At 62.1% G+C, this 26485-nt stretch carries 27 protein-coding genes; 23 read left to right on the top strand and 4 right to left on the bottom strand.

Annotated elements, in window-relative coordinates:
* The first annotated feature begins 49 nt into the window (after positions 1–49).
* From HWV67_RS01310 to nuoN, 22 genes are all read left to right on the top strand, one after another.
* Positions 50–490: an NUDIX hydrolase gene (locus HWV67_RS01310; protein ID WP_110973214.1), complete on the top strand. Its 441-nt coding sequence runs from the start codon at positions 50–52 to the stop codon at positions 488–490.
* A 69-nt stretch (positions 491–559) separates the two neighbouring features.
* Positions 560–1675 (top strand): tRNA 2-thiouridine(34) synthase MnmA, encoded by a 1116-nt coding sequence (mnmA, locus tag HWV67_RS01305; RefSeq protein WP_095157280.1) that lies wholly within the window; start codon positions 560–562, stop codon positions 1673–1675.
* Positions 1672–2292, top strand: coding sequence for a high frequency lysogenization protein HflD (hflD, locus tag HWV67_RS01300; protein WP_095157278.1), 621 nt, complete (start codon positions 1672–1674; stop codon positions 2290–2292). The genes mnmA and hflD overlap by 4 nt, the downstream gene beginning before the upstream one ends.
* 146 nt (positions 2293–2438) lie before the next feature.
* Positions 2439–3809 carry an adenylosuccinate lyase gene (purB, locus tag HWV67_RS01295; RefSeq protein ID WP_175649579.1) on the top strand — a complete coding sequence of 457 codons (1371 nt, stop codon included), beginning with the start codon at positions 2439–2441 and terminating at the stop codon, positions 3807–3809.
* Between the two features lie 82 nt (positions 3810–3891).
* Positions 3892–5058: a ribosomal protein uL16 3-hydroxylase gene (locus HWV67_RS01290; protein ID WP_175649578.1), complete on the top strand. Its 1167-nt coding sequence runs from the start codon at positions 3892–3894 to the stop codon at positions 5056–5058.
* Positions 5051–5482 carry a GNAT family N-acetyltransferase gene (locus HWV67_RS01285; RefSeq protein WP_110973217.1) on the top strand — a complete coding sequence of 144 codons (432 nt, stop codon included), beginning with the start codon at positions 5051–5053 and terminating at the stop codon, positions 5480–5482. The genes HWV67_RS01290 and HWV67_RS01285 overlap by 8 nt, the downstream gene beginning before the upstream one ends.
* A gap of 129 nt (positions 5483–5611) precedes the next feature.
* Complete coding sequence (locus tag HWV67_RS01280) at positions 5612–6376, top strand: secretin N-terminal domain-containing protein (protein ID WP_175649577.1); 765 nt, start codon at positions 5612–5614, stop codon at positions 6374–6376.
* 524 nt (positions 6377–6900) lie between these two features.
* Positions 6901–8226, top strand: a complete 1326-nt coding sequence (gene aceA / locus HWV67_RS01275) for an isocitrate lyase (RefSeq protein WP_095157271.1) — start codon at positions 6901–6903, stop codon at positions 8224–8226.
* Positions 8227–8364: 138 nt separating this feature from the next.
* Positions 8365–9036 (top strand): lysoplasmalogenase, encoded by a 672-nt coding sequence (locus HWV67_RS01270; protein WP_175649576.1) that lies wholly within the window; start codon positions 8365–8367, stop codon positions 9034–9036.
* Positions 9037–9391: 355 nt separating this feature from the next.
* On the top strand, positions 9392–9805 hold the full coding sequence (locus tag HWV67_RS01265) for an NADH-quinone oxidoreductase subunit A (RefSeq protein ID WP_095157269.1): 414 nt from the start codon (positions 9392–9394) through the stop codon (positions 9803–9805).
* 10 nt (positions 9806–9815) lie between these two features.
* Positions 9816–10493: an NADH-quinone oxidoreductase subunit B gene (locus tag HWV67_RS01260; RefSeq protein ID WP_095157267.1), complete on the top strand. Its 678-nt coding sequence runs from the start codon at positions 9816–9818 to the stop codon at positions 10491–10493.
* Between the two features lie 77 nt (positions 10494–10570).
* Positions 10571–12352 (top strand): NADH-quinone oxidoreductase subunit C/D, encoded by a 1782-nt coding sequence (nuoC, locus tag HWV67_RS01255; protein ID WP_110973220.1) that lies wholly within the window; start codon positions 10571–10573, stop codon positions 12350–12352.
* Positions 12353–12354: 2 nt separating this feature from the next.
* A complete protein-coding gene (gene nuoE, locus HWV67_RS01250) occupies positions 12355–12852 on the top strand; it encodes an NADH-quinone oxidoreductase subunit NuoE (protein ID WP_110973221.1) in 498 nt (165 codons plus the stop codon).
* Positions 12849–14222, top strand: a complete 1374-nt coding sequence (nuoF, locus tag HWV67_RS01245) for an NADH-quinone oxidoreductase subunit NuoF (RefSeq protein WP_110973222.1) — start codon at positions 12849–12851, stop codon at positions 14220–14222. The genes nuoE and nuoF overlap by 4 nt, the downstream gene beginning before the upstream one ends.
* 133 nt (positions 14223–14355) lie before the next feature.
* On the top strand, positions 14356–17070 hold the full coding sequence (gene nuoG, locus HWV67_RS01240; protein WP_175649575.1) for an NADH-quinone oxidoreductase subunit NuoG: 2715 nt from the start codon (positions 14356–14358) through the stop codon (positions 17068–17070).
* The gene (gene nuoH / locus HWV67_RS01235; protein ID WP_175649574.1) at positions 17067–18074 is read left to right on the top strand and encodes an NADH-quinone oxidoreductase subunit NuoH; all 1008 of its coding nucleotides are present in this window, start codon (positions 17067–17069) and stop codon (positions 18072–18074) included. Before nuoG ends, nuoH begins: the two co-directional genes overlap by 4 nt.
* An 11-nt stretch (positions 18075–18085) precedes the next feature.
* Entirely contained in the window at positions 18086–18634 is a 549-nt protein-coding gene (gene nuoI, locus HWV67_RS01230; protein WP_095157255.1) for an NADH-quinone oxidoreductase subunit NuoI, read from the top strand.
* A gap of 9 nt (positions 18635–18643) precedes the next feature.
* On the top strand, positions 18644–19144 hold the full coding sequence (gene nuoJ, locus HWV67_RS01225) for an NADH-quinone oxidoreductase subunit J (protein WP_095157254.1): 501 nt from the start codon (positions 18644–18646) through the stop codon (positions 19142–19144).
* 4 nt (positions 19145–19148) lie between these two features.
* Positions 19149–19457, top strand: a complete 309-nt coding sequence (gene nuoK, locus HWV67_RS01220) for an NADH-quinone oxidoreductase subunit NuoK (RefSeq protein WP_042125487.1) — start codon at positions 19149–19151, stop codon at positions 19455–19457.
* A complete protein-coding gene (gene nuoL / locus HWV67_RS01215; protein WP_095157253.1) occupies positions 19454–21307 on the top strand; it encodes an NADH-quinone oxidoreductase subunit L in 1854 nt (617 codons plus the stop codon). The genes nuoK and nuoL overlap by 4 nt, the downstream gene beginning before the upstream one ends.
* A 39-nt stretch (positions 21308–21346) precedes the next feature.
* On the top strand, positions 21347–22879 hold the full coding sequence (gene nuoM, locus HWV67_RS01210) for an NADH-quinone oxidoreductase subunit M (protein ID WP_095157252.1): 1533 nt from the start codon (positions 21347–21349) through the stop codon (positions 22877–22879).
* Positions 22880–22886: 7 nt separating this feature from the next.
* Positions 22887–24356 (top strand): NADH-quinone oxidoreductase subunit NuoN, encoded by a 1470-nt coding sequence (gene nuoN, locus HWV67_RS01205; protein ID WP_110973226.1) that lies wholly within the window; start codon positions 22887–22889, stop codon positions 24354–24356.
* 170 nt (positions 24357–24526) lie between these two features.
* Here the strand turns inward: nuoN and HWV67_RS01200 are convergent, their stop codons facing one another.
* Positions 24527–24805, bottom strand: a complete 279-nt coding sequence (locus HWV67_RS01200; protein ID WP_175649573.1) for an ogr/Delta-like zinc finger family protein — start codon at positions 24803–24805, stop codon at positions 24527–24529.
* 234 nt (positions 24806–25039) lie between these two features.
* Between HWV67_RS01200 and HWV67_RS01195 the strand changes: the two genes are divergently transcribed.
* Positions 25040–25450, top strand: coding sequence for a helix-turn-helix domain-containing protein (locus HWV67_RS01195; protein ID WP_175649572.1), 411 nt, complete (start codon positions 25040–25042; stop codon positions 25448–25450).
* A 9-nt stretch (positions 25451–25459) separates the two neighbouring features.
* Here the strand turns inward: HWV67_RS01195 and HWV67_RS01190 are convergent, their stop codons facing one another.
* The 3 genes from HWV67_RS01190 to HWV67_RS01180 are packed head-to-tail and all read right to left on the bottom strand — an operon-like array spanning position 25460 to position 26467.
* Complete coding sequence (locus tag HWV67_RS01190; protein ID WP_095157248.1) at positions 25460–25813, bottom strand: putative holin; 354 nt, start codon at positions 25811–25813, stop codon at positions 25460–25462.
* Complete coding sequence (locus HWV67_RS01185) at positions 25806–26195, bottom strand: head completion/stabilization protein (protein WP_175649571.1); 390 nt, start codon at positions 26193–26195, stop codon at positions 25806–25808. The genes HWV67_RS01190 and HWV67_RS01185 overlap by 8 nt, the downstream gene beginning before the upstream one ends.
* A gap of 14 nt (positions 26196–26209) precedes the next feature.
* Positions 26210–26467, bottom strand: coding sequence for a helix-turn-helix domain-containing protein (locus HWV67_RS01180; protein ID WP_095157246.1), 258 nt, complete (start codon positions 26465–26467; stop codon positions 26210–26212).
* Positions 26468–26485: the final 18 nt, after the last annotated feature.

Genomic DNA, 26485 nt, shown 5'->3' with positions numbered 1-26485 from the left:
CCACGCACCGGGGCTTCTGCTTTCTGCGCTCGCCACACAGGAACCTTTCATGACCTGGCAACCCCATATCACCGTCGCCACCATCGTCGAAGACCAGGGCCGCTTCCTGCTGGTCGAAGAATTCAAGGCCGGCAAGCACGTGTTCAACCAGCCCGCCGGCCACCTCGAAGCCAACGAAACCCTGCTCGAAGCCGCCCTGCGCGAAACCCTCGAAGAAACCGCCTGGGACGTCGAACTGACCGGACTGGTCGGCATCTACCTCTATACCGCGCCCAGCAACGGCGTGACCTACCAGCGAATCTGCTTCGCCGCCCGCCCTGTCAAGCACCATGCCGATCGCGCCCTGGACAGCGATATCGTCCGCGCGGTGTGGATGACCCCGGAAGAACTGGCCGCCGACCCCGAGCGCTGGCGCAGCGAGCTGGTCCCGCGCTGCATCGAGGACTATCTGGCCGGGCCGCTGCACAGCCTGGCACTGATCCGCAACTGAGCAGGTTTTCGCCTTGAAGGACGCAGCCTGATAGAATCGTCGTCTTTTTCCAGATACGCACCCATACCTATGTCCGAACCAGCTCTCCAAAAGGCACGCGTCATCGTCGGCATGTCCGGCGGCGTGGACTCTTCCGTTTCCGCCCTCCTGCTGATGGAGCAGGGCTACCAGGTGGAAGGCCTGTTCATGAAGAACTGGGAAGAGGACGATGGCACCGAGTACTGCACCGCCCGCGAAGACCTGGCCGACGCCCAGGCCGTGTGCGACCGCATCGGCATCAAGCTGCACACCGCCAACTTCGCCGCAGAGTACTGGGACAACGTCTTCGAGCACTTCCTTGAGGAATACAAGGCCGGCCGTACGCCGAACCCGGACATCCTCTGCAACCGCGAAATCAAGTTCAAAGCCTTCCTGGACTACGCCCTGGCCCTCGGCGCCGACCTGATCGCCACCGGCCACTACGTGCGCCGCCGCGACATCGACGGACGCACCGAACTGCTCAAGGGCCTGGACCCGAACAAGGACCAGAGCTACTTCCTCCACGCCGTCGGCGGCGAGCAGATCGCCCGTACCCTATTCCCGGTCGGCGAACTGGAAAAACCCGAAGTCCGTGCAATTGCCGAGAAACACGGCCTGGCCACGGCCAAGAAGAAAGATTCCACCGGTATCTGCTTCATCGGCGAACGTCGCTTCAGCGATTTCCTCAAGCAGTACCTGCCGGCCCAGCCCGGCGAGATCCAGACCACCGACGGCGAAGTCATCGGCCAGCACCACGGCCTGATGTACCACACCATCGGCCAGCGCCAGGGTCTCGGCATCGGCGGCCTGAAAGACGCCGGCGACGAGCCTTGGTACGTGCTGGAAAAAGACCTCGGCCGCAACGTGCTGGTGGTCGGCCAGGGCAATGAACACCCGTGGCTGTTCTCCCGCGCCCTGCTCGCCTCGGAAATCTTCTGGGTCAACCCGATCGATCTGTCCGCGCCACGCCGCCTGACCGCCAAGGTCCGTTACCGCCAGAGCGATCAGGACTGCACCCTGGAACGCACCGAAAACGGCTACCGCGCCGTGTTCGACGAACCTCAGCGCGCGGTGACACCCGGCCAGTCCGTGGTGTTCTACGACGGCGAAATCTGCCTCGGCGGCGGCGTGATCGAAACCGCCGAGCCGTGGAGCGCCCGCGGATGAGCCCGACCCAGGAGCAACTGATCGCCCTTGGCGGAGTTTTCCAGGCCGCCGTGCTGGTTGACCGCATCGCCCGCACCGGTTCGGCCAGCGAGGCCAATATCGGCTGCATGCTCGGCAGCCTGCTGGTGCGCGACCCGAAGGACACCCTGGAGGTGTTCGGCGGCGATGACATCAATCTGCGCGATGGCTACCGCGCCCTCGCCAGCGCCCTGGAACGCGATCCCGGCAGCCTGCAGCGCGAACCGCTGCGCTATGCCCTGTCGATGCTTGGCCTTGAGCGACAACTGGCCAAGCGCGGCGACATGCTGGAAACCATCGGCAACCGCTTGCCGCAGATCCAGTCCCAGGCCGAGCATTTCGGCCTGGTTCACGAAAACGTCATCGCCTCCAGCGGCGCGCTGTATCAGGATACGTTGAGTACCCTGCGCCAACGCATCCAGGTGCATGGCGACATGCGCCACCTGCAACAACCGAACAATGCGTCGAAAATTCGCGCCCTGCTGCTCGCCGGCATTCGCGCCGCGCGCCTCTGGCGTCAGCTTGGCGGCCATCGCTGGCAGCTGGTTTTCAGCCGGCGCAAGCTGCTCAGCGAGCTGTACCCGATGCTGCGCGGCTAAGACGTAAAAGGTCGGCGCGAAGCCCGCGCCGACCCAGCGAAATATACGATCCGGCCGGCAATACCTTTTGTCAGCCACCCGACCCGGGGGCATTTTTCATGTATGATATGCGCCCTTTTCAAAGCCTGACTGTCCGAGAACACCCCATGCAGCTCTCCTCGCTCACTGCGGTTTCCCCTGTAGACGGCCGCTACGCCGGCAAAACCCAGGCCCTGCGCCCCATTTTCAGCGAATACGGCCTGGTCCGTTTCCGCGCCCTGGTCGAAGTTCGCTGGTTGCAGCGCCTGGCCGCCCACCCGCAAATCGCCGAGGTTCCAGCGTTCTCCGCCGAAGCCAACGCCGTACTCAATGGCCTGGCCGATGAGTTCGCCCTTGAGCACGCCGAGCGCGTCAAAGAGATCGAGCGCACCACCAACCACGACGTCAAGGCCATCGAATACCTGCTCAAAGAGCAGGCGGCCAAGCTGCCGGAACTGGCCAAGGTCAGCGAGTTCATCCACTTCGCCTGCACCAGCGAGGACATCAACAACCTGTCCCACGCCCTGATGCTGCGCGAAGGCCGCGATGCCGTGCTGCTGCCGCTGATGCGCCAGATCGCCGAATCCCTGCGTGAACTGGCCCACCGCTTCGCCGACGTGCCGATGCTGTCGCGCACCCACGGCCAACCGGCCTCGCCGACCACCCTGGGCAAAGAGCTGGCCAACGTCGTCTACCGCCTTGAGCGGCAGATCGCGCAAGTTGCCGCCGTCCCCCTGATGGGCAAGATCAACGGCGCCGTGGGCAACTACAACGCCCACCTGTCGGCCTACCCGCAGATCGACTGGGAAGCCAACGCTCGCGCCTTCATCGAAGACGAGCTGGGCCTGGTGTTCAACCCTTACACCACCCAGATCGAGCCGCACGACTACATCGCCGAGCTGTTCGACGCCATCGCGCGCTTCAACACCATCCTGATCGACTTCGACCGTGACATCTGGGGCTACATCTCGCTGGGCTACTTCAAACAGAAGACCATCGCAGGTGAAATCGGCTCCTCGACCATGCCGCACAAGGTCAACCCGATCGACTTCGAGAACTCCGAAGGCAACCTGGGTATCGCCAACGCGCTGTTCCAGCACCTGGCCAGCAAACTGCCAATTTCCCGCTGGCAGCGCGACCTGACCGACTCCACCGTACTGCGCAACCTCGGTGTCGGCTTTGCCCACAGCGTGATCGCCTACGAAGCCAGCCTCAAAGGCATCAGCAAGCTGGAGATCAACACCGCACGCATCGCCGAAGACCTGGACGCCTGCTGGGAAGTCCTGGCCGAGCCGATCCAGACCGTGATGCGCCGCTACAACATCGAGAACCCCTACGAGAAGCTCAAAGAGCTGACCCGTGGCAAAGGCATCAGCCCAGAGGCGCTGCTGACCTTCATCGATGGCCTGGACATGCCAGCCGAGGCTCGCGAAGAGCTGAAGAAGCTGACCCCTGGCAACTACATCGGCAACGCAGCGGCGCAAGCCAAACGCATCTGATCCATTTCCCGCGTTTTAACGCCCGGCCGAGCCGGGCGTTTTTATTGCTGAAAGAAATTTACTTTTTTTCAATAGGTTAACCATGAATTCTGATACTCCACTGCAACTGTTGGGCGGTTTGACTGCTCGCGAATTCATGCGCGATTACTGGCAGAAGAAACCGCTGCTGGTGCGCCAGGCGTTCACCGACTTCGAAAGCCCGATCGACGCTGACGAACTGGCCGGCCTCGCACTGGAAGAAGAAGTCGAATCGCGCATTGTCATCGAGCATGGCGAGACCCCGTGGGAACTGCGCCGCGGTCCGTTTACCGAAGAAACCTTCGGCACCCTGCCCGAGCGCGACTGGACCCTGCTCGTGCAATCCGTCGACCAGTTCGTCCCGGAAGTCGCCGAGCTGCTGGAGCACTTCCGCTTCCTGCCGAGCTGGCGCATCGACGATGTGATGATCAGCTTCGCCACGCCTGGCGGCAGCGTCGGCCCGCACTTCGACAACTACGATGTGTTCCTGCTGCAAGGGCACGGCAAGCGCAACTGGAAAATCGGACAGATGTGCAACAGCGACAGCCCGCTGCTGGAGCACCCTGACCTGCGCATCCTCGCCGACTTCGAGCAAAGCGACGAATGGAGCCTCGAGCCGGGCGACATGCTTTACCTGCCGCCGCGCCTGGCCCACTACGGCGTCGCCGAAGACAACTGCCTGACGTACTCGGTAGGTTTCCGCGCACCGAGCGCCGCTGAAGTGCTGACCCACTTCACCGACTTCCTCAGCCAGTTCCTGACCGACGAAGAACGCTACAGCGACGCCGATGCCCAGCCGGTCAGCGACCCGCATCAGATCCAGCACGATGCACTCGGCCGCCTGAAAAGCCTGCTCAACGAGCACATGGGCGACGAGCGCCTGCTGCTGACCTGGTTCGGCCAGTTCATGACCGAGCCGCGCTACCCGGAAATGGTCGCCGGCGAAGCGCTGAGCGAAGAAGAACTGATCGACAGCCTGGAACAGGGCGCGATCATTATCCGCAACCCAAGCGCGCGCATGGCCTGGTCGGAAGTCGATGACAACCTGCTGCTGTTCGCCAGCGGCCAGAGCCGTCTGCTGCCGGGCGAACTGCGCGAGCTGCTGAAGCTGATCTGCTCGGCCGACGCCCTGCACACCGAGAACCTGGCGCAATGGCTTGGCGACGAACTCAGCGTGGAACTGATCTGCGAGCTGATCAAGCAAGGAAGCCTGGGGTTTGCCAATGAATAAGATCAAGGTACGGCTCGCCGACTGGAACAGGGACAACGCTGATATCCGCCGGATTCGCGAAGCCGTGTTCATTGCCGAGCAGAGCGTTCCGCCAGAGCTGGAATGGGATTCGGATGACAACGATGCCATCCACTTCCTCGCCGTCGAAGACGATTACGCCATCGGTACCGCCCGCCTGCTGCTGGACGGGCAGATCGGTCGCGTGTCAGTGCTCAAGGACTGGCGCGGCCTGAAAGTCGGCGACGCGCTGATGCAAGCCGCCATCGTCGAAGCGCAGGACCGCGACCTGAGCCAGCAGATGCTGACCGCCCAGGTCCACGCCACGGCGTTCTACGAGCGCCTGGGTTTCCGCGTGGTCAGCGAAGAGTTCCTGGAAGCGGGGATTCCTCACGTCGACATGGTTCGCGATTCGAAAGCGCTCTAATTCGCGAGCCAATCGCGACGGTTCTACGCCCCGACAAGCCCGCCCCTGCGACGAATTGCAGGCGCGGACTTGTCGGGACGCCGAGCCGTGTTGACGGCCCAGCACACAATCCCTGGAAACTTTGCCATCATGTCCACTCCACCCGCGGAGATCATGGACATGCCGCTACGCCCCCTGCTCGCCTCCCTGCTTCTGTCGCTCAGCCTGAATGCGCTGGCCGCCACCGAAGTCCTGCCCCTGAACCACCGCACCAGCGCGGAAATGCTGCCCGCCGCGCAAGCCTTTCTCGGCAAGGACGGCACCGTCAGCAGTTTCGAGAACAAGCTGATCGTCAAAGCCGAACCCGGCAAAATCGACGAACTTCGCACCCTTCTTCGTGATCTGGACACCGCGCCCAAGCGCCTGCTGATCAGCGTCGACAACAACGACAGCAATTTCCAGGACAACCGCGGCAATGCCCGGATCATCCGCTATGGCACCGCCAACCGCGAAGGCGGCCTGCAACAGATCCAAGCCAGCGAAGGCACTCCCGCACTGATCCAGGTCGGCCAGAGCATCCCCATTACCAGCACGCAGACCGACAATTACGGTCGCGTGCAAAGCCAGACCGAGTACCGCAACGTCACGCAAGGCTTCTACGTCACCGCCAGCGTCTCCGGCGACACCGTTCACCTGAACATCAGCACCAACAATGACCGGATGAGCCAGGAGCGGCCGGATGTAGTGAAAGTACAAAGTACCGACACGAAGGTCACCGGCAAGCTGGGTGAGTGGATCACCTTGGCGGGTGTAAATGCTCAAAGTCAGGCCGACCGCTCTGCCTCGGCCATCAGCTACTCGACGCAACGGGGTGAAAACATGACTTTGCGGGTAAAAGTCGACGCATTGGACTGAAGCCACGGAAATCAAGGCCTCGACCAACGGCCTTGAAACTGACTGATGAGTCGTATTAGACCAAAGATGTAGTGGAGTGAAAAAACCACTACAAAACATTTGACGACCTCAAATCGCAGAGGCATGATGGCCCCGCTCCCGCTAATCAGGGGCCCTGGCAAGGGCCTTCGGATCGCGCTCCAACCTACCCACCTGAGCCGAGTCCGTGTCTGTACAGCCCACAAGGCGGTTTGACGAGATTGCGACTGGAACGAAGTTGTCCCGAGGGACGGAAGCGCATCAACGGTACATGGCAAAACCTGATCGACGTAGCACGGCAACCACGAGCCAACCTGCCCGACAGTCCGCCAGCACCTGCTCACTTCCCCTTTTCGAGCACCATCGTTCAACGTCGTAACTTCGCCAGACTAGACTGAGTCGCCAGCGTCCTCTGACCAGCGAGCATTCGGTGCTGCCCCTGTATCAACAGCGCAGCCGACAGAGCGAACATTTTTCACAAGACCTATGCGACGAGGCTTATTTCCATGGCACTGACACGCGAACAGCAAATTGCAGCCCTCGAAAAAGACTGGGCCGAGAACCCGCGCTGGAAAGGCGTGACCCGTACCTACACCGCTGCCGATGTCGTCCGTCTGCGTGGTTCCGTTCAGCCAGAGCACACCCTGGCCCGCATGGGTGCGGAAAAACTGTGGAACCTGGTCACCAAGGGCGCTCACCCGTCCTTCCGCCCTGAAAAAGATTTCGTCAACTGCATGGGCGCCCTGACCGGCGGCCAGGCTGTTCAACAGGTCAAGGCCGGCATCCAGGCTATCTACCTGTCCGGCTGGCAAGTGGCTGCCGATAACAACTCGGCCGAGTCCATGTACCCAGACCAGTCGCTGTACCCGGTGGATTCGGTTCCAACCGTGGTCAAGCGCATCAACAACTCGTTCCGTCGCGCCGACCAGATCCAGTGGAAAGCCGGCAAGAACCCAGGCGATGACGGCTACATCGATTACTTCGCACCAATCGTGGCTGACGCTGAAGCCGGTTTCGGCGGCGTACTGAACGCCTACGAGCTGATGAAGAACATGATCGAAGCAGGCGCTGCCGGCGTTCACTTCGAAGACCAACTGGCTTCCGTGAAGAAATGCGGCCACATGGGCGGCAAGGTTCTGGTTCCGACCCAGGAAGCCGTTCAAAAGCTGAGCGCTGCCCGTCTGGCGGCCGACGTTGCCGGCGTACCGACCATCATCCTGGCCCGTACCGACGCCAACGCCGCTGACCTGCTGACCAGCGACTGCGACCCGTACGACCAACCGTTCGTGATCGGCGAGCGTACCCAGGAAGGCTTCTACAAAGTACGTGCCGGCCTGGACCAAGCCATCGCTCGCGGCCTGGCCTATGCGCCTTACGCCGACCTGATCTGGTGCGAAACCGCCAAGCCAGACCTGGACGAAGCTCGCCGCTTCGCCGAAGCGATCAAGAAGGAATACCCGGACCAGATCCTGTCCTACAACTGCTCGCCTTCCTTCAACTGGAAGAAGAACCTGGACGACGCAACCATCGCCAAGTTCCAGCGCGAACTGTCGGCAATGGGCTACAAGCACCAGTTCATCACCCTGGCCGGCATCCACAACATGTGGCACGGCATGTTCAACCTGGCGCACGACTACGCCCGCAACGACATGACCGCCTACGTGAAGCTGCAAGAGCAGGAATTCGCTGACGCATCGAAAGGCTACACCTTCGTTGCGCACCAGCAGGAAGTGGGCACCGGCTACTTCGACGACATGACCACCGTGATCCAGGGTGGCAAGTCTTCGGTTACCGCGCTGACCGGTTCCACCGAAGAAGAGCAGTTCCACTGATCTGATCGGTTGTTGATATTCGGGTAACACGCAAGGCCCGGGACCTGTGATGGGGTTCCGGGCCTTGTTCTTTGTGCATCCGGATGCCCGGCGATCCTTCGACTATGCTTGGGTGCACGCCAACAACAAGGACCGGCCATGCCCCGCTCCGCGACCCTTTGCGCCCTCGCGCTGTTCAGTGGTGGCTTCTATTTATATGCAGTGTCCAGCGCCGACCTCTGGCTCGCCCTGGCGGCCAAGCCGATTCCGGTACTGATACTGCTGCTCTGGCTGACCACCGCGCCAGCCACACCCTATCGCCAGCGAATCATGCTCGGCCTGGGCTTCTCGATCATCGGCGACATAGCCCTGGCGTGGCCGGGCGATCTGTTCGTTGCAGGCCTGGCGGCGTTTCTCTGCGCGCACCTGGCCTACCTCTGGGCCTATCTCGATAGAACCCGCGCGCCGGCCTTCGGCGCCCTGCTGCTGGCTGCCCTCTGCGGCGCAGGTTTGTTCGGCCTGCTGGCCTATCACGGCTTGGGCGAGTTGTTCATCCCGGTCGCGCTCTACGCCCTGACCATCAGCGCCATGCTTTGGCGGGCGCTGGCCTGTGGCGGCGTCGCAGCGTTTGGCGCCGCAAGCTTCGTGCTGTCGGACAGCCTGATCGGCATCGATCGCTTCGTCAGCGCCTTCGCCGCCGCGCCATACCTGATCATCCTGCTCTACTGGCTTGGCCAGTGGGCCATCGCACGGTCGGCGCAACACGCGCAATCAGCACAATCCAGCGAAGCGTTGACCCAAGCCCCGACCCCGGTCGGAAAAAGCGTCTAGAACAAGGGATACCAATAACTTGCAGGCAAACAGTCGATGAACTTTGTAGTTGACTTGAACAGTAGGAATAACAACAGACCGTCAAATGATATTAATTATCATTACGAAACTTGCAATTCATTACGCCGTGAAAGAAACATAATTAACGAAACAAGGGACAATCCCCGTATTACGGGGCCTGCAGCGAGTTGGGAAAGATTTTTGTTCTTAATGCTACGAATAAATTTGCAGCAGAAATTTTACTTGCACCAGGTTTACCCATAAAATCAGCGCGATAGATCTCGCTGCGACATATCGTCACTGCTCTACTTCTTTTCAAGCTCAGAGACTACGTGCTCTGTTAAGGATTTTCAGCATGCCCGATTCGACTGGACTCATCGCCCACAACTGGGGCTTTGCCATTTTCCTTTTGGGTGTCGTCGGCCTCTGCGCCTTCATGCTCGGTCTGTCCAGCCTGCTCGGTAGCAAGGCGTGGGGCCGTAGCAAGAACGAACCCTTCGAGTCCGGCATGCTGCCCACTGGCGGTGCCCGCCTGCGCCTTTCGGCAAAATTCTATCTGGTCGCGATGCTGTTCGTGATCTTCGATATCGAAGCCCTCTTTCTCTTTGCATGGTCTGTGTCGATTCGCGAAAGCGGCTGGACCGGATTCGTCGAAGCTCTCGTTTTCATAGCAATTCTGTTGGCAGGTCTTGTCTACCTTTGGCGGGTCGGGGCGCTCGATTGGGCTCCCGTGGGTCGTCGCAAGCGGCAAGCGAAGCTGAAACAATGAGGCTTTGGCAATGCAATACAATCTCACCAGAATCGATCCGGATGCGCCCAACGAGCAGTATCCAATCGGAGACCGGGAAACCGTCTCCGATTCGCTGCTAGAGGACCAGGTCCACAAGAACATCTTCATGGGCAAGCTCGAAGATGTGCTCAGTGGTGCGGTCAACTGGGGTCGCAAGAACTCCCTGTGGCCCTACAACTTCGGCCTGTCCTGCTGCTACGTGGAGATGACCACGGCGTTTACCGCGCCGCACGACATCGCCCGTTTCGGCGCTGAAGTTATCCGGGCATCACCGCGCCAGGCCGACTTCATGGTCATCGCTGGCACCTGCTTCATCAAGATGGCACCCATCATCCAGCGTCTGTACGAGCAGATGCTCGAGCCGAAATGGGTCATTTCCATGGGTTCGTGTGCCAACTCCGGTGGCATGTACGACATTTACTCGGTCGTTCAGGGGGTCGACAAGTTCCTCCCCGTGGATGTCTACGTGCCTGGCTGCCCGCCTCGCCCTGAAGCATTCCTGCAAGGTTTGATGCTGTTGCAGGAATCGATTGGCAAGGAGCGTCGCCCTCTTTCCTGGGTCGTTGGCGACCAAGGCGTGTATCGCGCCGAAATGCCAGCGCAGAAAGAGCTGCGTCGTGAACAGCGCATGCAGGTCACCAACCTGCGCAGCCCCGACGAAGTCTGATCCAGCGAACCGCTGCCTGCTCATACGACCAGGCGGCCTGGCTTCATTCTCTACGTTGACCGAAAGCGACCGAGACCATGACCGCGGACACCGCTATTTATATTCCGCCTTACAAGGCTGACGACCAGGATGTGGTCGTCGAACTGAACAATCGTTTTGGCCCCGAGGCGTTCACCGCACAGGAGACCCGTACCGGCATGCCGGTGCTGTGGGTTGCCCGCGCCAAACTGATCGAAGTACTCACCTTCCTGCGCAACGTGCCCAAGCCGTACAGCATGCTGTACGACCTGCACGGCGTGGACGAGCGCCTACGCACCCAGCGTCGCGGCCTGCCTGGCGCCGACTTCAGCGTTTTCTACCACCTGCTCTCGGTAGAACGAAACAGCGACGTGATGATCAAGGTCGCGCTGAACGAAAATGACCTGAACGTACCGACCGTTACCGGTATCTGGCCGAACGCCAACTGGTACGAGCGTGAAGTCTGGGACATGTTCGGCATCGACTTTGCCGGCCACCCGCACCTGACCCGCATCATGATGCCGCCGACCTGGGAAGGTCACCCGCTGCGCAAGGACTTCCCGGCGCGCGCCACCGAGTTCGACCCGTTCACCCTGAACCTCGCCAAGCAACAGCTCGAGGAAGAAGCCGCGCGCTTCAACCCGGAAGCCTGGGGCATGAAGCGTCAGGGTGCGAACGAGGACTACATGTTCCTCAACCTCGGCCCCAACCACCCGTCCGCCCACGGTGCGTTCCGTATCGTCCTGCAACTGGACGGTGAAGAGATCGTCGACTGCGTCCCGGACATCGGCTACCACCACCGTGGTGCCGAGAAGATGGCCGAGCGCCAGTCCTGGCACAGCTTCATCCCCTACACCGACCGTATCGACTACCTCGGCGGGGTGATGAACAACCTGCCGTACGTACTGGCCGTCGAGAAGCTGGCGGGCATCCAGGTACCGCAAAAGGTCGACACCATCCGCATCATGCTGGCCGAGTTCTTCCGGATCACCAGCCACCTGCTGTTCCTGGGTACCTATATCCAGGACGTCGGTGCCATGACCCCGGTGTTCTTCACCTTCACCGACCGCCAGCGCGCCTACACCGTGATCGAGGCCATCACCGGCTTCCGTCTGCACCCGGCCTGGTACCGCATCGGTGGTGTCGCCCACGACCTGCCTCGCGGCTGGGACAAACTGGTGAAAGACTTCGTCGAATGGCTGCCAAAGCGCCTCGACGAGTACACCAAGGCTGCCCTGCAGAACAGCATCCTCAAAGGCCGTACCATCGGTGTTGCCCAGTACAACACCAAGGAAGCGCTGGAGTGGGGCGTCACCGGCGCCGGCCTGCGTTCCACCGGCCTGGACTTCGACCTGCGCAAGGCCCGTCCTTACTCCGGCTACGAGAACTTCGAGTTCGAAGTACCGCTGGCCCACAACGGCGATGCCTATGATCGCTGCATGGTCCGTGTCGAAGAGATGCGCCAGAGTATCCGCATCATCGACCAGTGCATGCGCAACATGCCGGAAGGCCCGTACAAGGCGGATCACCCGCTGACCACGCCGCCGCCGAAAGAGCGCACCCTGCAGCACATCGAAACCCTGATCACCCACTTCCTGCAGGTTTCGTGGGGCCCGGTCATGCCGGCCAACGAGTCCTTCCAGATGATCGAGGCGACCAAGGGCATCAACAGTTATTACCTGACGAGCGATGGCGGCACCATGAGCTACCGCACCCGGATTCGTACCCCGAGCTATCCGCACCTGCAGCAGATCCCGTCGGTGATCCGCGGAAGCATGGTCGCGGACCTGATCGCGTACCTGGGCAGTATCGACTTCGTTATGGCTGACGTGGACCGCTAAGCATGAACAGCACGCTTATCCAGACTGACCGTTTCGCCCTGAGCGAAACCGAGCGCTCGGCCATCGAGCACGAAATGCATCACTACGAGGACCCGCGCGCGGCGTCCATCGAAGCCCTGAAGATCGTCCAGAAACAACGTGGCTGGGTGCCGGACGGCGCCATCTATGCCATCGGCGAAATCCTCGGCATCCCGGCCAGCGATGTCGAAGGTGTGGCCACCTTCTACAGCCAGATCTTCCGCCAGCCGGTCGGACGCCACATCATCCGCGTCTGCGACAGCATGGTCTGCTACATCGGTGGCCACGAGTCCGTGGTCGGCCAGATTCAGAGCGAACTGGGCATCGGCCTCGGCCAGACTACCCCGGACGGTCGTTTCACCCTGCTGCCGGTGTGCTGCCTGGGCAACTGCGACAAGGCTCCGGCCCTGATGATCGATGACGACACCTTCGGCGACGTTCAGCCGGCCGGTGTAGCCAAACTGCTGGAGGGTTACGCATGACCATCACTTCCTTCGGCCCGGCCAACCGCATCGCGCGCAGCGCCGAGACCCACCCGCTGACCTGGCGCCTGCGTGACGACGGCGAGCCGGTCTGGCTTGACGAGTACCAGGCCAAGAACGGCTATGCCGCTGCCCGCAAGGCACTGGCGCAGATGTCCCAGGACGATATCGTCCAGACCGTGAAAGATGCCGGCCTGAAAGGCCGTGGCGGTGCGGGCTTCCCCACCGGCGTCAAATGGGGCCTGATGCCCAAAGACGAATCCATGAACATTCGCTACCTGCTGTGCAACGCGGATGAAATGGAGCCGAACACCTGGAAGGACCGCATGCTGATGGAGCAACAGCCCCATCTGCTGGTCGAGGGCATGCTGATCAGCGCCCGCGCCCTCAAGGCCTACCGTGGCTACATCTTCCTGCGCGGCGAATACACCACCGCCGCACGCAACCTGAACCGCGCCATCGATGAAGCCAAGGCCGCCGGCCTGCTGGGCAAGAACATCCTCGGCAGCGGCTTCGATTTCGAACTGTTCGTCCACACCGGCGCCGGTCGCTACATCTGTGGCGAAGAGACCGCGCTGATCAACTCGCTGGAAGGCCGTCGCGCCAACCCGCGCTCCAAGCCGCCCTTCCCTGCCGCCGTTGGCGTCTGGGGCAAGCCGACTTGCGTGAACAACGTTGAAACCCTGTGCAACGTGCCGGCCATCGTTGGCAACGGTGTTGACTGGTACAAGTCGCTGGCACGCGAAGGCAGCGAAGACCACGGCACCAAGTTGATGGGCTTCTCCGGCAAAGTGAAGAACCCGGGCCTGTGGGAACTGCCATTCGGCGTCACCGCCCGCGAGCTGTTCGAAGACTACGCCGGCGGCATGCGTGATGGCTTCAAGCTCAAGTGCTGGCAGCCAGGCGGCGCCGGTACCGGCTTCCTGCTTCCCGAGCACCTGGACGCACAGATGTATGCCGGCGGCATCGCCAAGGTGGGCACCCGGATGGGTACTGGCCTAGCCATGGCGGTGGACGACAGCGTCAACATGGTCTCGCTGCTGCGCAACATGGAAGAGTTCTTCGCCCGCGAATCCTGCGGCTGGTGCACTCCGTGCCGCGACGGTCTGCCATGGAGCGTGAAGATGCTGCGCGCCCTCGAGAAGGGCCAGGGCCAGCAGAGCGATATCGAGACCCTGCTGGGCCTGGTCAACTTCCTCGGCCCTGGCCGCACCTTCTGCGCCCACGCACCGGGCGCCGTCGAGCCGCTGGGCAGTGCCATCAAATACTTCCGCCACGAGTTCGAGGCCGGTGTCGCCGCCCCTGGCAGCGCCGCCCTGAGCCCGAACCTGGCCAAGCCAATCCCGGCCCCGATCGTGGTTGGCGCATAACAAGATGAAACGCGGATGGTCCGTGCCATCCGCCAGCCTCGCAGGCTCGCCCGACCCTTGTCGCGCGAGCCGCGGGCACACCGATTTCCATTAGCCACGCCCGCACACGCGGGCCAACGAAGAACTTTGAACCATGGCCACTATCCACGTAGACGGCAAAGCGCTCGAAGTCAACGGTGCGGACAACCTGTTACAGGCTTGTCTGTCGCTAGGCCTCGACATCCCCTATTTCTGCTGGCACCCGGCGCTCGGCAGCGTCGGCGCCTGCCGGCAATGTGCGGTCAAGCAGTACAACGACGAGAACGACACCCGTGGTCGCATCGTCATGTCCTGCATGACCCCCGCCACCGACGGCACTTGGATTTCCATCGAAGACGATGAGTCCAAGGCGTTTCGCGCGAGCGTCGTCGAATGGCTGATGACCAACCACCCGCACGACTGCCCGGTCTGTGAGGAAGGCGGTCACTGCCATTTGCAAGACATGACGGTAATGACCGGCCACAACGAGCGCCGTTACCGCTTTACCAAGCGTACCCACCAGAACCAGGAACTCGGCCCGTTCATCGCTCACGAGATGAACCGCTGCATCGCCTGCTATCGCTGCGTGCGTTACTACAAGGACTACGCCGGCGGCACCGACCTGGGCGTCTACGGCGCGCACGACAACGTGTACTTCGGCCGTGTCGAAGACGGTGTGCTGGAGAGCGAATTCTCCGGCAACCTGACCGAGGTCTGCCCGACCGGTGTGTTCACCGACAAGACCCACTCCGAGCGCTACAACCGCAAATGGGACATGCAGTTCGCCCCGAGCATCTGCCATGGCTGCTCCAGCGGTTGCAACATCAGCCCGGGTGAGCGTTACGGCGAACTGCGCCGGATCGAAAACCGCTTCAACGGTTCGGTCAACCAGTACTTCCTCTGCGACCGTGGCCGCTTCGGCTATGGCTACGTCAACCGCGCCGACCGCCCACGCCAGCCACTGCTGGCCGACGGCTCCAAGCTGAGCGTGGACGCTGCCCTCGATCAGGCCGCCGATCTGCTGCGCGGCCGCACCATCGTCGGTATCGGCTCGCCACGCGCCAGCCTGGAAAGCAACTACGGCCTGCGCGAGCTGGTCGGTGCCGAGTACTTCTATTCGGGTATGGAAGCCGCTGAACTGGAGCGTGTGCGTCTGGTTCTGCAGGTGCTCAACGACAGCCCGCTGCCAGTGCCGACCCTGCGCGAGATCGAAGATCACGACGCCGTGTTCGTCCTTGGCGAAGACCTGACCCAGACCGCTGCCCGCGTCGCCCTGGCTGTACGCCAGTCCACCAAGGGCAAGGCCGAGGCCATGGCCGAGTCGATGAAAGTCCAGCCGTGGCTCGACGCCGCGGTGAAGAACATCGGCCAGCACGCCCTGTACCCGCTGTTCATCGCCAGCCTGGCCGAAACCAAGCTGGATGACGTCGCCGAAGAATGCGTTCACGCAGCGCCCGCCGACCTGGCGCGCCTCGGCTTCGCCGTGGCCCACGCTATCGACCCAAGCGCCCCGGCCGTCGAAGGCCTGGACGCCGACGCACTGGAACTGGCCAAGCGCATCGCCGATGCCCTGGTCGCGGCCAAGCGTCCGCTGATCGTTTCCGGTGGTTCGCTGGGTTCCAAGGCGCTGATCGAAGCTGCCGCCAACATCGCCAAGGCCCTCAAGCTGCGCGACAAAGCCGGCTCCCTGAGCCTGGTGGTGCCGGAAGCCAACAGCATCGGCATGGCCATGTTCGGTGGTGACTCGGTGGATGCCGCGCTGGACGCCGTGATCTCGGGCAAGGCCGACGCCATCGTCGTGCTGGAAAACGACCTGTACAGCCGCGTCCCGGCCGCCAAGGTCGACGCCGCGTTCGCCGCTGCCAAAGTGATCATCGTTGCCGATCACTCCAAGACCCCGACCACCGACCGCGCCCACCTGGTGCTGCCAGCCGCCTCCTTCGCCGAAGGCGACGGCACTCTGGTCAGCCAGGAAGGCCGTGCCCAGCGCTTCTTCCAGGTCTTCGATCCGACCTACCTGGACAGCAGCATCCTGGTTCACGAAGGCTGGCGCTGGATGCACGCCCTGCGTGCGACCCTGCTGAACCAGCCGGTGGACTGGACCCAACTGGACCACGTCACCAGCGCCTGCGCCAGCGTCACCCCGCAACTGGCCGGCATCGTCAACGCCGCACCGTCCGCCGCGTTCCGCATCAAAGGCATGAAGCTGGCCCGCGAACCGCTGCGCTACTCCGGTCGTACCGCCATGCGCGCCAACATCAGCGTGCACGAACCGCGTACCCCGCAGGACAAGGACACCGCCTTCGCCTTCTCCATGGAAGGTTACTCGGGCTCCGCCGAACCGCGCTCGCAAGTGCCGTTCGCCTGGTCGCCGGGCTGGAACTCGCCGCAAGCCTGGAACAAGTTCCAGGACGAGGTCGGTGGCCACCTGCGTGCCGGTGACCCGGGCACTCGCCTGATCGAGACCCAGGGTGATCGCCTGAACTGGTTCGCCAGCGTTCCGGGCGCCTTCGCCCCGGCCCGTGGCACCTGGCAGGTCGTGCCGTTCTACCACCTGTTCGGTAGCGAGGAGAGTTCGTCCCGCGCAGCACCGGTGCAAGAGCGCATCCCGCAAGCCTACGTCGCACTGGCCAAGGCCGAAGCCGACCGCCTGGGTGTCAACGAAGGCGCCCTGCTCAGCCTGAACGTCGCGGGCCAGACCCTGCGTCTGCCACTGCGCATCAATGAAGAACTGGGCGTTGGCCTGGTTGCGCTGCCGAAAGGCCTGGCCGGTATCCCGCCAGCCATCTTCGGTGCATCCGTCGAAGGCCTGCAGGAGGCAGCACAATGACCTGGTTCACCCCCGAAGTGATCGATGTGATCATTACCGTCGTCAAGGCCGTCGTGATCCTGCTGGCGGTGGTGGTCTGCGGTGCGCTGCTCAGCTTCGTCGAGCGGCGCCTGCTGGGCTGGGGGCAGGACCGCTACGGTCCGAACCGCGTCGGCCCGTTCGGCATGTTCCAGATCGCTGCCGACATGCTGAAGATGTTCTTCAAGGAAGACTGGAACCCGCCCTTCGTCGACCGGATGATCTTCACCCTGGCGCCAGTCGTGGCCATGAGCGCGCTGCTGATCGCCTTCGCGATCATCCCGATCACCCCGACCTGGGGTGTCGCGGACCTGAACATCGGCCTGCTGTTCTTCTTCGCCATGGCTGGCTTGTCGGTGTACGCCGTACTGTTCGCCGGCTGGTCGTCGAACAACAAGTACGCCTTGCTCGGCAGCCTGCGTGCCTCGGCCCAGACCGTGTCCTATGAAGTGTTCATGGGCCTGGCGCTGATGGGCATCGTGGCCCAGGTCGGCTCGTTCAACATGCGCGACATCGTCGACTACCAGGCACAGAACCTGTGGTTCATCATTCCGCAGTTCTTCGGCTTCTGTACCTTCTTCATCGCTGGCGTCGCCGTGACTCACCGTCACCCGTTCGACCAGCCGGAAGCGGAACAGGAACTGGCCGACGGTTACCACATTGAATACGCCGGTATGAAATGGGGCATGTTCTTCGTGGGTGAGTACATCGGCATCATCCTGATCTCGGCGCTGCTGGTAACCCTGTTCTTCGGTGGCTGGCACGGTCCGTTCGGCATCCTGCCGCAGATCCCGTTCATCTGGTTCGCCCTGAAAACCGGCTTCTTCATCATGCTGTTCATCCTGCTGCGCGCTTCGATCCCGCGCCCACGCTATGACCAGGTGATGGACTTCAGCTGGAAGTTCTGCCTGCCGCTGACCTTGATCAATTTGCTGGTGACCGCTGCGCTCGTGTTGCTCAACACGCCAGCTGTTGCGGCCCAGTGAGGATTTGACCCATGTTCAAATATATTGGCGACATCGTTAAGGGCACCGGCACCCAGCTGCGCAGCCTGGTAATGGTGTTCTCCCACGGGTTCCGCAAACGCGACACCCTGCAATACCCGGAAGAAGCGGTCTACCTGCCGCCACGCTACCGTGGCCGTATCGTGCTGACCCGCGACCCCGATGGCGAAGAGCGCTGCGTAGCGTGCAACCTGTGTGCCGTGGCCTGCCCGGTCGGTTGCATCTCGCTGCAGAAAGCCGAAACGGAAGACGGACGCTGGTATCCGGAGTTCTTCCGCATCAACTTCTCGCGCTGCATTTTCTGCGGCCTCTGCGAGGAAGCCTGCCCGACCACCGCGATCCAGCTCACGCCGGATTTCGAAATGGCCGAGTTCAAACGTCAGGACCTGGTGTACGAGAAGGAAGATCTGCTGATCGCCGGACCAGGCAAGAACCCTGATTACAACTTCTACCGTGTTGCAGGTATGGCGGTTGCCGGCAAGCCGAAAGGCTCCGCGCAGAACGAAGCCGAGCCGATCAACGTGAAGAGCTTGCTCCCTTAAGGAAGAAAGATGGAATTCGCTTTCTATTTCGCATCCGGTGTCGCTGTGGTGTCCACCCTTCGGGTGATCACCAACACCAACCCCGTGCACGCCCTGCTCTACCTGATCATTTCGCTGATCTCCGTGGCGATGACCTTCTTCGCCCTCGGCGCTCCGTTCGCCGGCGCGCTGGAAGTGATCGCCTACGCTGGCGCCATCATGGTGCTGTTCGTCTTCGTGGTGATGATGCTCAACCTGGGTCCGGCTTCGGTCGCCCAGGAACGCGGCTGGCTCAAGCCCGGCATCTGGACCGGCCCCGTGGTACTCGGCACGCTGCTGTTGCTCGAACTGCTGTATGTGCTGTTCAGCCATCAGAGCGGTGCTGCCATCGGTCATACCACCGTCGACGCCAAGGCGGTCGGCATCAGCCTGTTTGGTCCTTACCTGCTGGTAGTGGAACTGGCCTCCATGCTGCTGCTCGCCGCGGCGGTAACGGCTTTCCATCTCGGCCGCAACGAGGCGAAGGAGTAATCACATGCCTGCTATCCCACTCGAACACGGCCTGGCCGTCGCCGGCATTCTGTTCTGCCTCGGTCTGGTCGGCCTGATGGTCCGCCGCAACATTCTCTTCGTGCTGATGAGTCTGGAAATCATGATGAACGCCTCGGCACTGGCCTTCATCGTCGCTGGCGCCCGCTGGGCGCAGCCGGATGGACAGATCATGTTCATCCTGGTGATCAGCCTGGCAGCCGCCGAAGCCAGTATCGGCCTGGCGATCCTGCTGCAGCTGTATCGCCGCTTCCACACTCTCGATATCGATGCAGCCAGTGAGATGCGCGGATGAATCTTCTCTTTCTGACTTTCGTATTCCCCCTGATCGGCTTCCTGCTGCTGTCGTTCTCCCGTGGTCGTTTCTCGGAGAACCTGTCGGCGCTGATCGGTGTCGGTTCGGTCGGTCTGTCGGCGATCGTCGCAGCCTGGGTGATCTGGCAATTCAACGTCGCGCCACCGGAAGGCGGCGTGTACAGCCAACTGTTGTGGCAGTGGATGTCGGTTGACGGCTTCGCTCCTACCTTCACCCTGCACCTGGATGGCCTGTCGGTCACCATGCTGGGCGTGGTGGTCGGCGTCGGCTTCCTGATCCACCTGTTCGCGTCCTGGTACATGCGCGGTGAAGCCGGTTACTCGCGCTTCTTCTCCTACACCAACCTGTTCATTGCCAGCATGTTGTTCCTGATCCTGGGCGACAACCTGCTGTTCATCTACTTCGGTTGGGAAGGTGTGGGCCTGTGCTCGTACCTGTTGATCGGTTTCTACTACAGCAACCGCAACAACGGTAACGCAGCGCTCAAGGCGTTCATCGTCACCCGTATCGGCGACGTGTTCATGGCCATCGGCCTGTTCATCCTGTTCCAGCAGCTCGGCACCCTGAACGTGCAGGAACTGCTGGTGCTCGCGCCGCAGAAGTTCCAGGCGGGCGATACCTGGATGGTCCTGGCGACCCTGATGCTGCTCGGTGGTGCCGTCGGTAAATCCGCGCAACTGCCGCTGCAGACCTGGCTGGCGGACGCGATGGCCGGTCCTACCCCGGTTTCGGCACTGATCCACGCCGCGACCATGGTGACCGCGGGCGTCTACCTGATCGCCCGTACCCACGGCCTGTTCGCCCTGGCACCGGATGTACTGCACCTGGTTGGCGTGGTCGGCGGTGTGACCCTGGTCCTGGCCGGTTTCGCCGCGCTGGTCCAGACCGACATCAAACGTATCCTCGCCTACTCCACCATGAGCCAGATCGGCTACATGTTCCTGGCCCTGGGCGTCGGTGCCTGGGACGCGGCGATCTTCCACCTGATGACCCACGCCTTCTTCAAGGCCCTGTTGTTCCTTGCCTCCGGTGCGGTGATCGTTGCCTGCCACCACGAGCAGAACATCTTCAAGATGGGCGGCCTGTGGAAGAAACTGCCTCTGGCCTACACCAGCTTCGTGGTCGGTGGCGCTGCGCTGGCCGCCTTGCCGCTGATCACCGTTGGCTTCTACTCCAAGGACGAGATCCTCTGGGAAGCCTTCGCCAGCGGTAACACCGGTCTGCTGTACGCCGGCCTGGTGGGTGCGTTCATGACCTCGCTGTACACCTTCCGCCTGATCTTCATCGCCTTCCACGGCGAAGCCAAGACCGAAGCCCATGCCGGCCACGGCATTTCGCACTGGCTGCCGCTGAGCGTGCTGATCGTCCTGTCGACCTTCGTCGGTGCCTGGATCCATCCACCACTGGCCGGCGTTCTGCCGGAAAGCGCTGGCCATGCCGGCGGCGAAGCCAAGCACAGCCTGGAAATCGCATCGGGCGCCATCGCCATCGCCGGTATCCTGCTGGCTGCGGTGCTGTTCCTGGGCAAGCGTCGCCTGGTCACGGCCATCGCCAACAGCGGCATCGGCCGCGTCCTCTCGGCCTGGTGGTTCGCCGCCTGGGGCTTCGACTGGATCTACGACAAGCTGTTCGTCAAACCTTACCTGTTGATCAGCCACATCCTGCGCAAGGATCCGGTTGACCGCGGCATTGGCCTGATTCCGCGTATGGCTCGGGGCGGTCACGCCGCCATGAGCAAAACCGAAACCGGTCAGCTGCGCTGGTACACCGCTTCGATCGCCGTGGGTGCCGTCCTTGTACTCGGCGCCGTTTTGATGGCTGCGGTCTGATATGAACCTTGCGACTTTGCGAAAGGAATTGAGCCCGTCATGATTTTGCCTTGGCTGATCCTGATCCCCTTTATCGGCGGCCTGCTGTGCTGGCTGGGTGAGCGCTTCGGCGCCACCCTGCCGCGCTGGATCGCGCTGCTGACCATGTCCCTCCTGCTTGGTATCGGCCTCTGGCTGTGGGCCAACGGGGACTACACCCTCGCCCCCGCTCCCGGCGCTGCGCCGCAGTGGGCCGTTGAATTCAAAGTGCTGTGGATCGAGCGCTTCGGCATCAGCCTGCACCTGGCCCTCGACGGCCTGTCGCTGCTGATGATCCTGCTCACCGGCCTGCTCGGTGTGCTCTCGGTACTCTGCTCGTGGAAAGAGATCCAGCGCCACGTCGGCTTCTTCCACCTCAACCTGATGTGGATCCTCGGCGGCGTGGTCGGGGTGTTCCTGGCCCTGGACCTGTTCCTGTTCTTCTTCTTCTGGGAAATGATGCTGGTGCCGATGTATTTCCTCATCGCGCTCTGGGGTCACAGCTCCTCCGACGGCAAGAAGACCCGGATCTACGCAGCAACCAAGTTCTTCATCTTCACCCAGGCCAGCGGCCTGATCATGCTGGTGGCGATCCTCGGTCTGGTACTGGTCAACTTCAACAACACCGGGGTGATCACCTTCGATTACACCCAGTTGCTGAAAGCCGACCTGCCGGCCGGCACCGAATACCTGCTGATGCTCGGCTTCTTCATCGCCTTCGCGGTCAAGCTGCCGGTGGTACCGTTCCACTCCTGGCTGCCTGACGCTCACGCCCAGGCACCGACCGCCGGTTCCGTGGACCTGGCCGGTATCCTCCTGAAGACTGCGGCCTACGGCCTGCTGCGTTTCGCCCTGCCGCTGTTCCCGAATGCCTCGGCCGAGTTCGCGCCGATCGCCATGACCCTGGGTCTGATCGGGATCTTCTACGGTGCGTTCCTGGCGTTCGCCCAGACCGACATCAAGCGTCTGATCGCCTTCTCCAGCGTTTCGCACATGGGCTTCGTGCTGATCGGTATCTACTCCGGCAGCCAGCAGGCCCTGCAAGGCGCAGTGATCCAGATGCTGGCCCACGGTGTTTCGGCTGCCGCGCTGTTTATCCTCAGCGGTCAACTGTACGAGCGCCTGCACACCCGTGACATGCGTCAAATGGGTGGCCTGTGGCACCGCATCGCCTACCTGCCGGCCATCAGCCTGTTCTTCGCGGCCGCGTCGCTGGGTCTGCCGGGTACCGGTAACTTCGTCGGTGAATTCCTGATCCTGATCGGCAGCTTCGTCAGTGCCCCGTGGGTCACCGTCATCGCTACCTCCGGCCTGGTGTTCGGCTCGGTCTACTCGCTGATCATGATCCACCGCGCCTACTTCGGCCCGTCGAAATCCGACGAGGTCCTGGCCGGCATGGACAACCGCGAACTGATCATGGTGCTGGGCCTGGCTGGCCTGCTGATCCTGCTGGGCGTGTACCCGCAACCGTTCCTCGACACTTCTGCCGCCACCATGAGCGGTGTGCAGCAGTGGCTCGGTACCGCTTTCACTCAACTCGCTTCGGCCCGGTAAGAGCGCTATGGACCTGACGATTCAACACTTTATCGCGCTTGCGCCGCTGCTGATTACCACCATCACCGTTGTCGTGGTGATGCTGGCAATCGCCTGGCGCCGCAATCACTCGCAAACCTTCCTGCTGTCGACCGTGGGCCTGAACCTGGCCCTGCTGTCGATCCTGCCGGTCCTGAAGATCGTTCCTCTGGCGGTCACCCCGCTGCTGACCATCGACAAGTTCGCCTGCCTGTACATGGCGCTGATCCTGGTCGCCACCCTGGCCTGCGTGACCCTCGCCCATGCCTACCTTGGCGAAGGCGGCAAAGGCTATCCGGGCAACCGCGAAGAGCTTTACCTGCTGATCCTCATGGCAGCGCTCGGCGGTCTGGTTCTGGTCAGCGCGCAACACCTGGCGGGCCTGTTCATCGGTCTGGAACTGCTGTCGGTGCCGGTCTACGGGCTGGTCGCCTATGCCTTCTTCAACAAGCGTTCGCTGGAAGCCGGCATCAAGTACATGGTGCTCTCGGCCGCAGGTTCCGCGTTCCTGTTGTTCGGTATGGCGCTGCTGTACAGCGATGCCGGCAGCCTGAGCTTCGACGGCATCGGCAAGGCGCTGGCCGCCACCAACATGCCGAGCCTGCTCGCGCAACTGGGCCTGGGCATGATGCTGGTCGGTCTGGCGTTCAAGCTGTCGCTGGTGCCGTTCCACCTGTGGACGCCGGACGTCTACGAAGGTGCTCCGGCACCGGTCGCGGCCTTCCTGGCCACCGCGTCGAAAGTTGCCGTGTTCGCTGTCGTGGTACGCCTGTTCATGCTCTCCCCTGCTGCCAGCAGCGGCGTGCTGACCACCGTACTGTCGGTGATCGCGGTTGCCTCGATCCTGGTGGGTAACCTGCTGGCCCTGACCCAGAGCAACCTCAAGCGTCTGCTCGGTTACTCGTCGATCGCCCACTTCGGTTACCTGCTGATCGCCCTGGTGGCCAGCAAGGGCCTGGCGGTGGAAGCCATCGGCGTCTACCTGGTCACCTACGTGATCACCAGCCTCGGCGCCTTCGGCGTGATCACCCTGATGTCCTCGCCGTACAACGGCCGTGACGCGGACGCCCTGTACGAGTACCGCGGCCTGTTCTGGCGCCGTCCGTACCTGACCGCCGTACTGACCGTGATGATGCTGTCGCTGGCCGGTATCCCGCTGACCGCAGGCTTCATCGGCAAGTTCTACATCATCGCTACCGGCGTCGAATCGCAACTGTGGTGGCTGGTCGGTGCCCTGGTAATCGGTAGCGCCATCGGCGTGTTCTATTACCTGCGCGTCATGGTCACCCTGTTCCTGATCGAGCCGAACCTGCGTCGTCACGATGCACCACTGAACTGGGAACAGCGCACCGGCGGCGTCATGCTGCTGGCCATCGCGATCCTGGCCTTCGTCCTCGGCGTCTATCCGCAGCCGCTGCTGGACCTGGTGCAACACGCTGGCCTGCAACTGGTCGGCTGATAGTCCCGGAAAGACAAACACCCCGCTTCGGCGGGGTGTTTTTTTTCCACGACATTACGATTGCCTCCTTCCCTGGCAACGTCACGCCAGATCCTGCCTCAGCCAGACACCGGCTGACAGGGACCGCGTACCCCTTCGACGAAGATCCCTTCCCCGTCAATCGACCTGCATCACAGACTCATGCCCTCCTGGCCCGTCCCTTCCGGCAGGGGTGCAGGGAAAGCCGCGCGTCGCAACTCACTGTCGGCACGCGGCAGATGCACCTCCGGGTTGGGCATGCCGCTGGGGGACAGCTCGTGCGTCATTTCGAATTCGGCCCGTACCGACCAGCCGCAGGCTTCCGTGGTGCACTGCAAGTAGGCTACCCGCAGGAAAATGTGCCGGCCCTCGCTGGTGCGGATACGCATGCGGCTTTTGCGATGCGGGCATACGAGCTTGTAAGTACTCACTGCAGCCCCCTCGGCGAGAGGCTGCACACGCCGCTGTTCTGACGGTAATTCATTCCTATTCCAATCTCCTGTAAGCTCAAAACGCCCAAGCAGAGAAATTTCCTATTCTCATGATGGAAACTTCCGACATTTAATTTCCCCAAACGAGTAGTGCTCGATGTTGCAAAGAGAGAGAATGCGATTTGCATATTTTTTTGCCGAACATTATATCAGCACCCCACAGGATTACTCGTTATGAGTATTAATGGATTTGCTGCGGTTCTTGCCAGAATGAAGCTCGTGACCCAGTCAACCACCGATTCAGGCCTGTCATCCGCACTTGGCGTAAGCCCGCAAACCGTCAGCAGCTGGAAAGGCCGCGACAGCATTCCTTACGCGATATGCGTAGATCTTGCCGAAAAGCACGGCATTTGCCTCGACTGGCTGTTGGTCGGCGAAGGGCCGAAATTTCGCACTGCCGCCCAGCACGCGATAAACACCTCGCTCGACCCGGAATGGGAGACACAGCTGATCACCCAGTTGCGCCTGCTCGACCCGAGCGACCTGCACGCCATCACCCTGGCCATCCAGGAGAAGCAGCGCCTGCGCGAGCTGGAGCGGCAGATGGAAAAAATCGCCGGCCTGTTACCGCACCGCAACGCCTAGCCGCCGCGCTCAACTCCCACCCCGCAAGCGCTGGATAATTTCGCGAAGGTCCGCGCCGTCGATCCAGATCATCACCTTGATGACGATCGGGATCACCACCACCGCGCCAATGAACGCCGCCTCACCGCCAGACAGAAACGGGGCGATCGAACGCATCAGCGGGGTGAAGAGATAGCCAACCCCCGCCGACAGAAACAGCGAACCCATGCGCTGCCAGGCCTTCAGCAGGCCGCGGGTACTGGCGACCAGCCAGGCGCCAAGCAGCGCGCCGAACACCACGTCACCGTCCACCGTCGGCAACGCCGAGGCCAGCCCGAGCCCAACGAAAAGACTGGAAAGATTGGCCGAGGTCGGATCACTCATCGCGCGCCCCTTTTGCTGCCTTGAGGCGGCGGCGTGGGCACTCGACGACCGTAACCTGCTTGCCCAGCTCGAACCGGGTCGCTTCCGCCACCGCACGCCAGTAAAGCTGCGCCAGGGTGGGCCGCTTGCCATCACCCGGCAGGTCGAGCAGCGTTTTGTAGCCACGTCCGCGCAAGGCCTGGCGCCACGACAGAAACTCCTTCACCACACTCGACGCAGCCATCCGCGTCGCCACTTCGAGGCGGGCGTGGCCAATGTCCGCGGGTAGTTGCAACTGCTCGCGGATCAAGCGCAGATCGATGGTTGGCCAGAACGGATCGCTGGCCACCAGATAAAGATGATTGTCTGCGTGGGCCGCGAGACAGGAATCATTGGATTGCATGACCACTCCCCGGCTCACGAAAGGTCCGACTGATGATTGAGGATGCCGTAACGCAGCGCCTTGATCACCGCCGCCACCCGCGAATGCACAGACAGCTTGCGCAGCACGTTGCCGACATGAAAGTTCACGGTCGATTCCTTGCATTCAAGAATTTTGGAAATTTCCCACGAGGTTTTTCCGTAGGAACACCAGAACAGCACTTCCCCTTCTCGCTTGGTCAACGACGGTGGATCAGCGGCCGCCAGGGCCGGGGTTACAGGGTCGGATGGCATGTCTCTCTCCGTGCACGT

The sequence above is a fragment of the Pseudomonas sp. Marseille-P9899 genome, assembly GCF_903166565.1.
Classification (GTDB): Bacteria; Pseudomonadota; Gammaproteobacteria; order Pseudomonadales; family Pseudomonadaceae; genus Aquipseudomonas; species Aquipseudomonas huaxiensis.
This window is presented reverse-complemented; position numbering and strand designations above follow the sequence as displayed.

Bases quoted from the DNA above. Each gene is read 5' to 3' on its own strand.
- mnmA (WP_095157280.1), top strand. From the start codon at position 560: ATGTCCGAACCAGCTCTCCAAAAGGCACGCGTCATCGTCGGCATGTCC.
- nuoG (WP_175649575.1), top strand. From the start codon at position 14,356: ATGGCCACTATCCACGTAGACGGCAAAGCGCTCGAAGTCAACGGTGCG.
- aceA (WP_095157271.1), top strand. From the start codon at position 6,901: ATGGCACTGACACGCGAACAGCAAATTGCAGCCCTCGAAAAAGACTGG.
- nuoM (WP_095157252.1), top strand. From the start codon at position 21,347: ATGATTTTGCCTTGGCTGATCCTGATCCCCTTTATCGGCGGCCTGCTG.
- nuoI (WP_095157255.1), top strand. From the start codon at position 18,086: ATGTTCAAATATATTGGCGACATCGTTAAGGGCACCGGCACCCAGCTG.
- HWV67_RS01180 (WP_095157246.1), bottom strand. From the start codon at position 26,467: ATGCCATCCGACCCTGTAACCCCGGCCCTGGCGGCCGCTGATCCACCG.
- hflD (WP_095157278.1), top strand. From the start codon at position 1,672: ATGAGCCCGACCCAGGAGCAACTGATCGCCCTTGGCGGAGTTTTCCAG.
- nuoJ (WP_095157254.1), top strand. From the start codon at position 18,644: ATGGAATTCGCTTTCTATTTCGCATCCGGTGTCGCTGTGGTGTCCACC.
- nuoL (WP_095157253.1), top strand. From the start codon at position 19,454: ATGAATCTTCTCTTTCTGACTTTCGTATTCCCCCTGATCGGCTTCCTG.
- HWV67_RS01280 (WP_175649577.1), top strand. From the start codon at position 5,612: ATGTCCACTCCACCCGCGGAGATCATGGACATGCCGCTACGCCCCCTG.
- purB (WP_175649579.1), top strand. From the start codon at position 2,439: ATGCAGCTCTCCTCGCTCACTGCGGTTTCCCCTGTAGACGGCCGCTAC.
- HWV67_RS01260 (WP_095157267.1), top strand. From the start codon at position 9,816: ATGCAATACAATCTCACCAGAATCGATCCGGATGCGCCCAACGAGCAG.
- nuoH (WP_175649574.1), top strand. From the start codon at position 17,067: ATGACCTGGTTCACCCCCGAAGTGATCGATGTGATCATTACCGTCGTC.
- HWV67_RS01190 (WP_095157248.1), bottom strand. From the start codon at position 25,813: ATGAGTGATCCGACCTCGGCCAATCTTTCCAGTCTTTTCGTTGGGCTC.
- nuoK (WP_042125487.1), top strand. From the start codon at position 19,149: ATGCCTGCTATCCCACTCGAACACGGCCTGGCCGTCGCCGGCATTCTG.
- nuoC (WP_110973220.1), top strand. From the start codon at position 10,571: ATGACCGCGGACACCGCTATTTATATTCCGCCTTACAAGGCTGACGAC.
- HWV67_RS01185 (WP_175649571.1), bottom strand. From the start codon at position 26,195: ATGCAATCCAATGATTCCTGTCTCGCGGCCCACGCAGACAATCATCTT.
- nuoF (WP_110973222.1), top strand. From the start codon at position 12,849: ATGACCATCACTTCCTTCGGCCCGGCCAACCGCATCGCGCGCAGCGCC.
- nuoN (WP_110973226.1), top strand. From the start codon at position 22,887: ATGGACCTGACGATTCAACACTTTATCGCGCTTGCGCCGCTGCTGATT.
- HWV67_RS01310 (WP_110973214.1), top strand. From the start codon at position 50: ATGACCTGGCAACCCCATATCACCGTCGCCACCATCGTCGAAGACCAG.
- HWV67_RS01265 (WP_095157269.1), top strand. From the start codon at position 9,392: ATGCCCGATTCGACTGGACTCATCGCCCACAACTGGGGCTTTGCCATT.
- HWV67_RS01270 (WP_175649576.1), top strand. From the start codon at position 8,365: ATGCCCCGCTCCGCGACCCTTTGCGCCCTCGCGCTGTTCAGTGGTGGC.
- HWV67_RS01285 (WP_110973217.1), top strand. From the start codon at position 5,051: ATGAATAAGATCAAGGTACGGCTCGCCGACTGGAACAGGGACAACGCT.
- HWV67_RS01195 (WP_175649572.1), top strand. From the start codon at position 25,040: ATGAGTATTAATGGATTTGCTGCGGTTCTTGCCAGAATGAAGCTCGTG.
- HWV67_RS01290 (WP_175649578.1), top strand. From the start codon at position 3,892: ATGAATTCTGATACTCCACTGCAACTGTTGGGCGGTTTGACTGCTCGC.
- nuoE (WP_110973221.1), top strand. From the start codon at position 12,355: ATGAACAGCACGCTTATCCAGACTGACCGTTTCGCCCTGAGCGAAACC.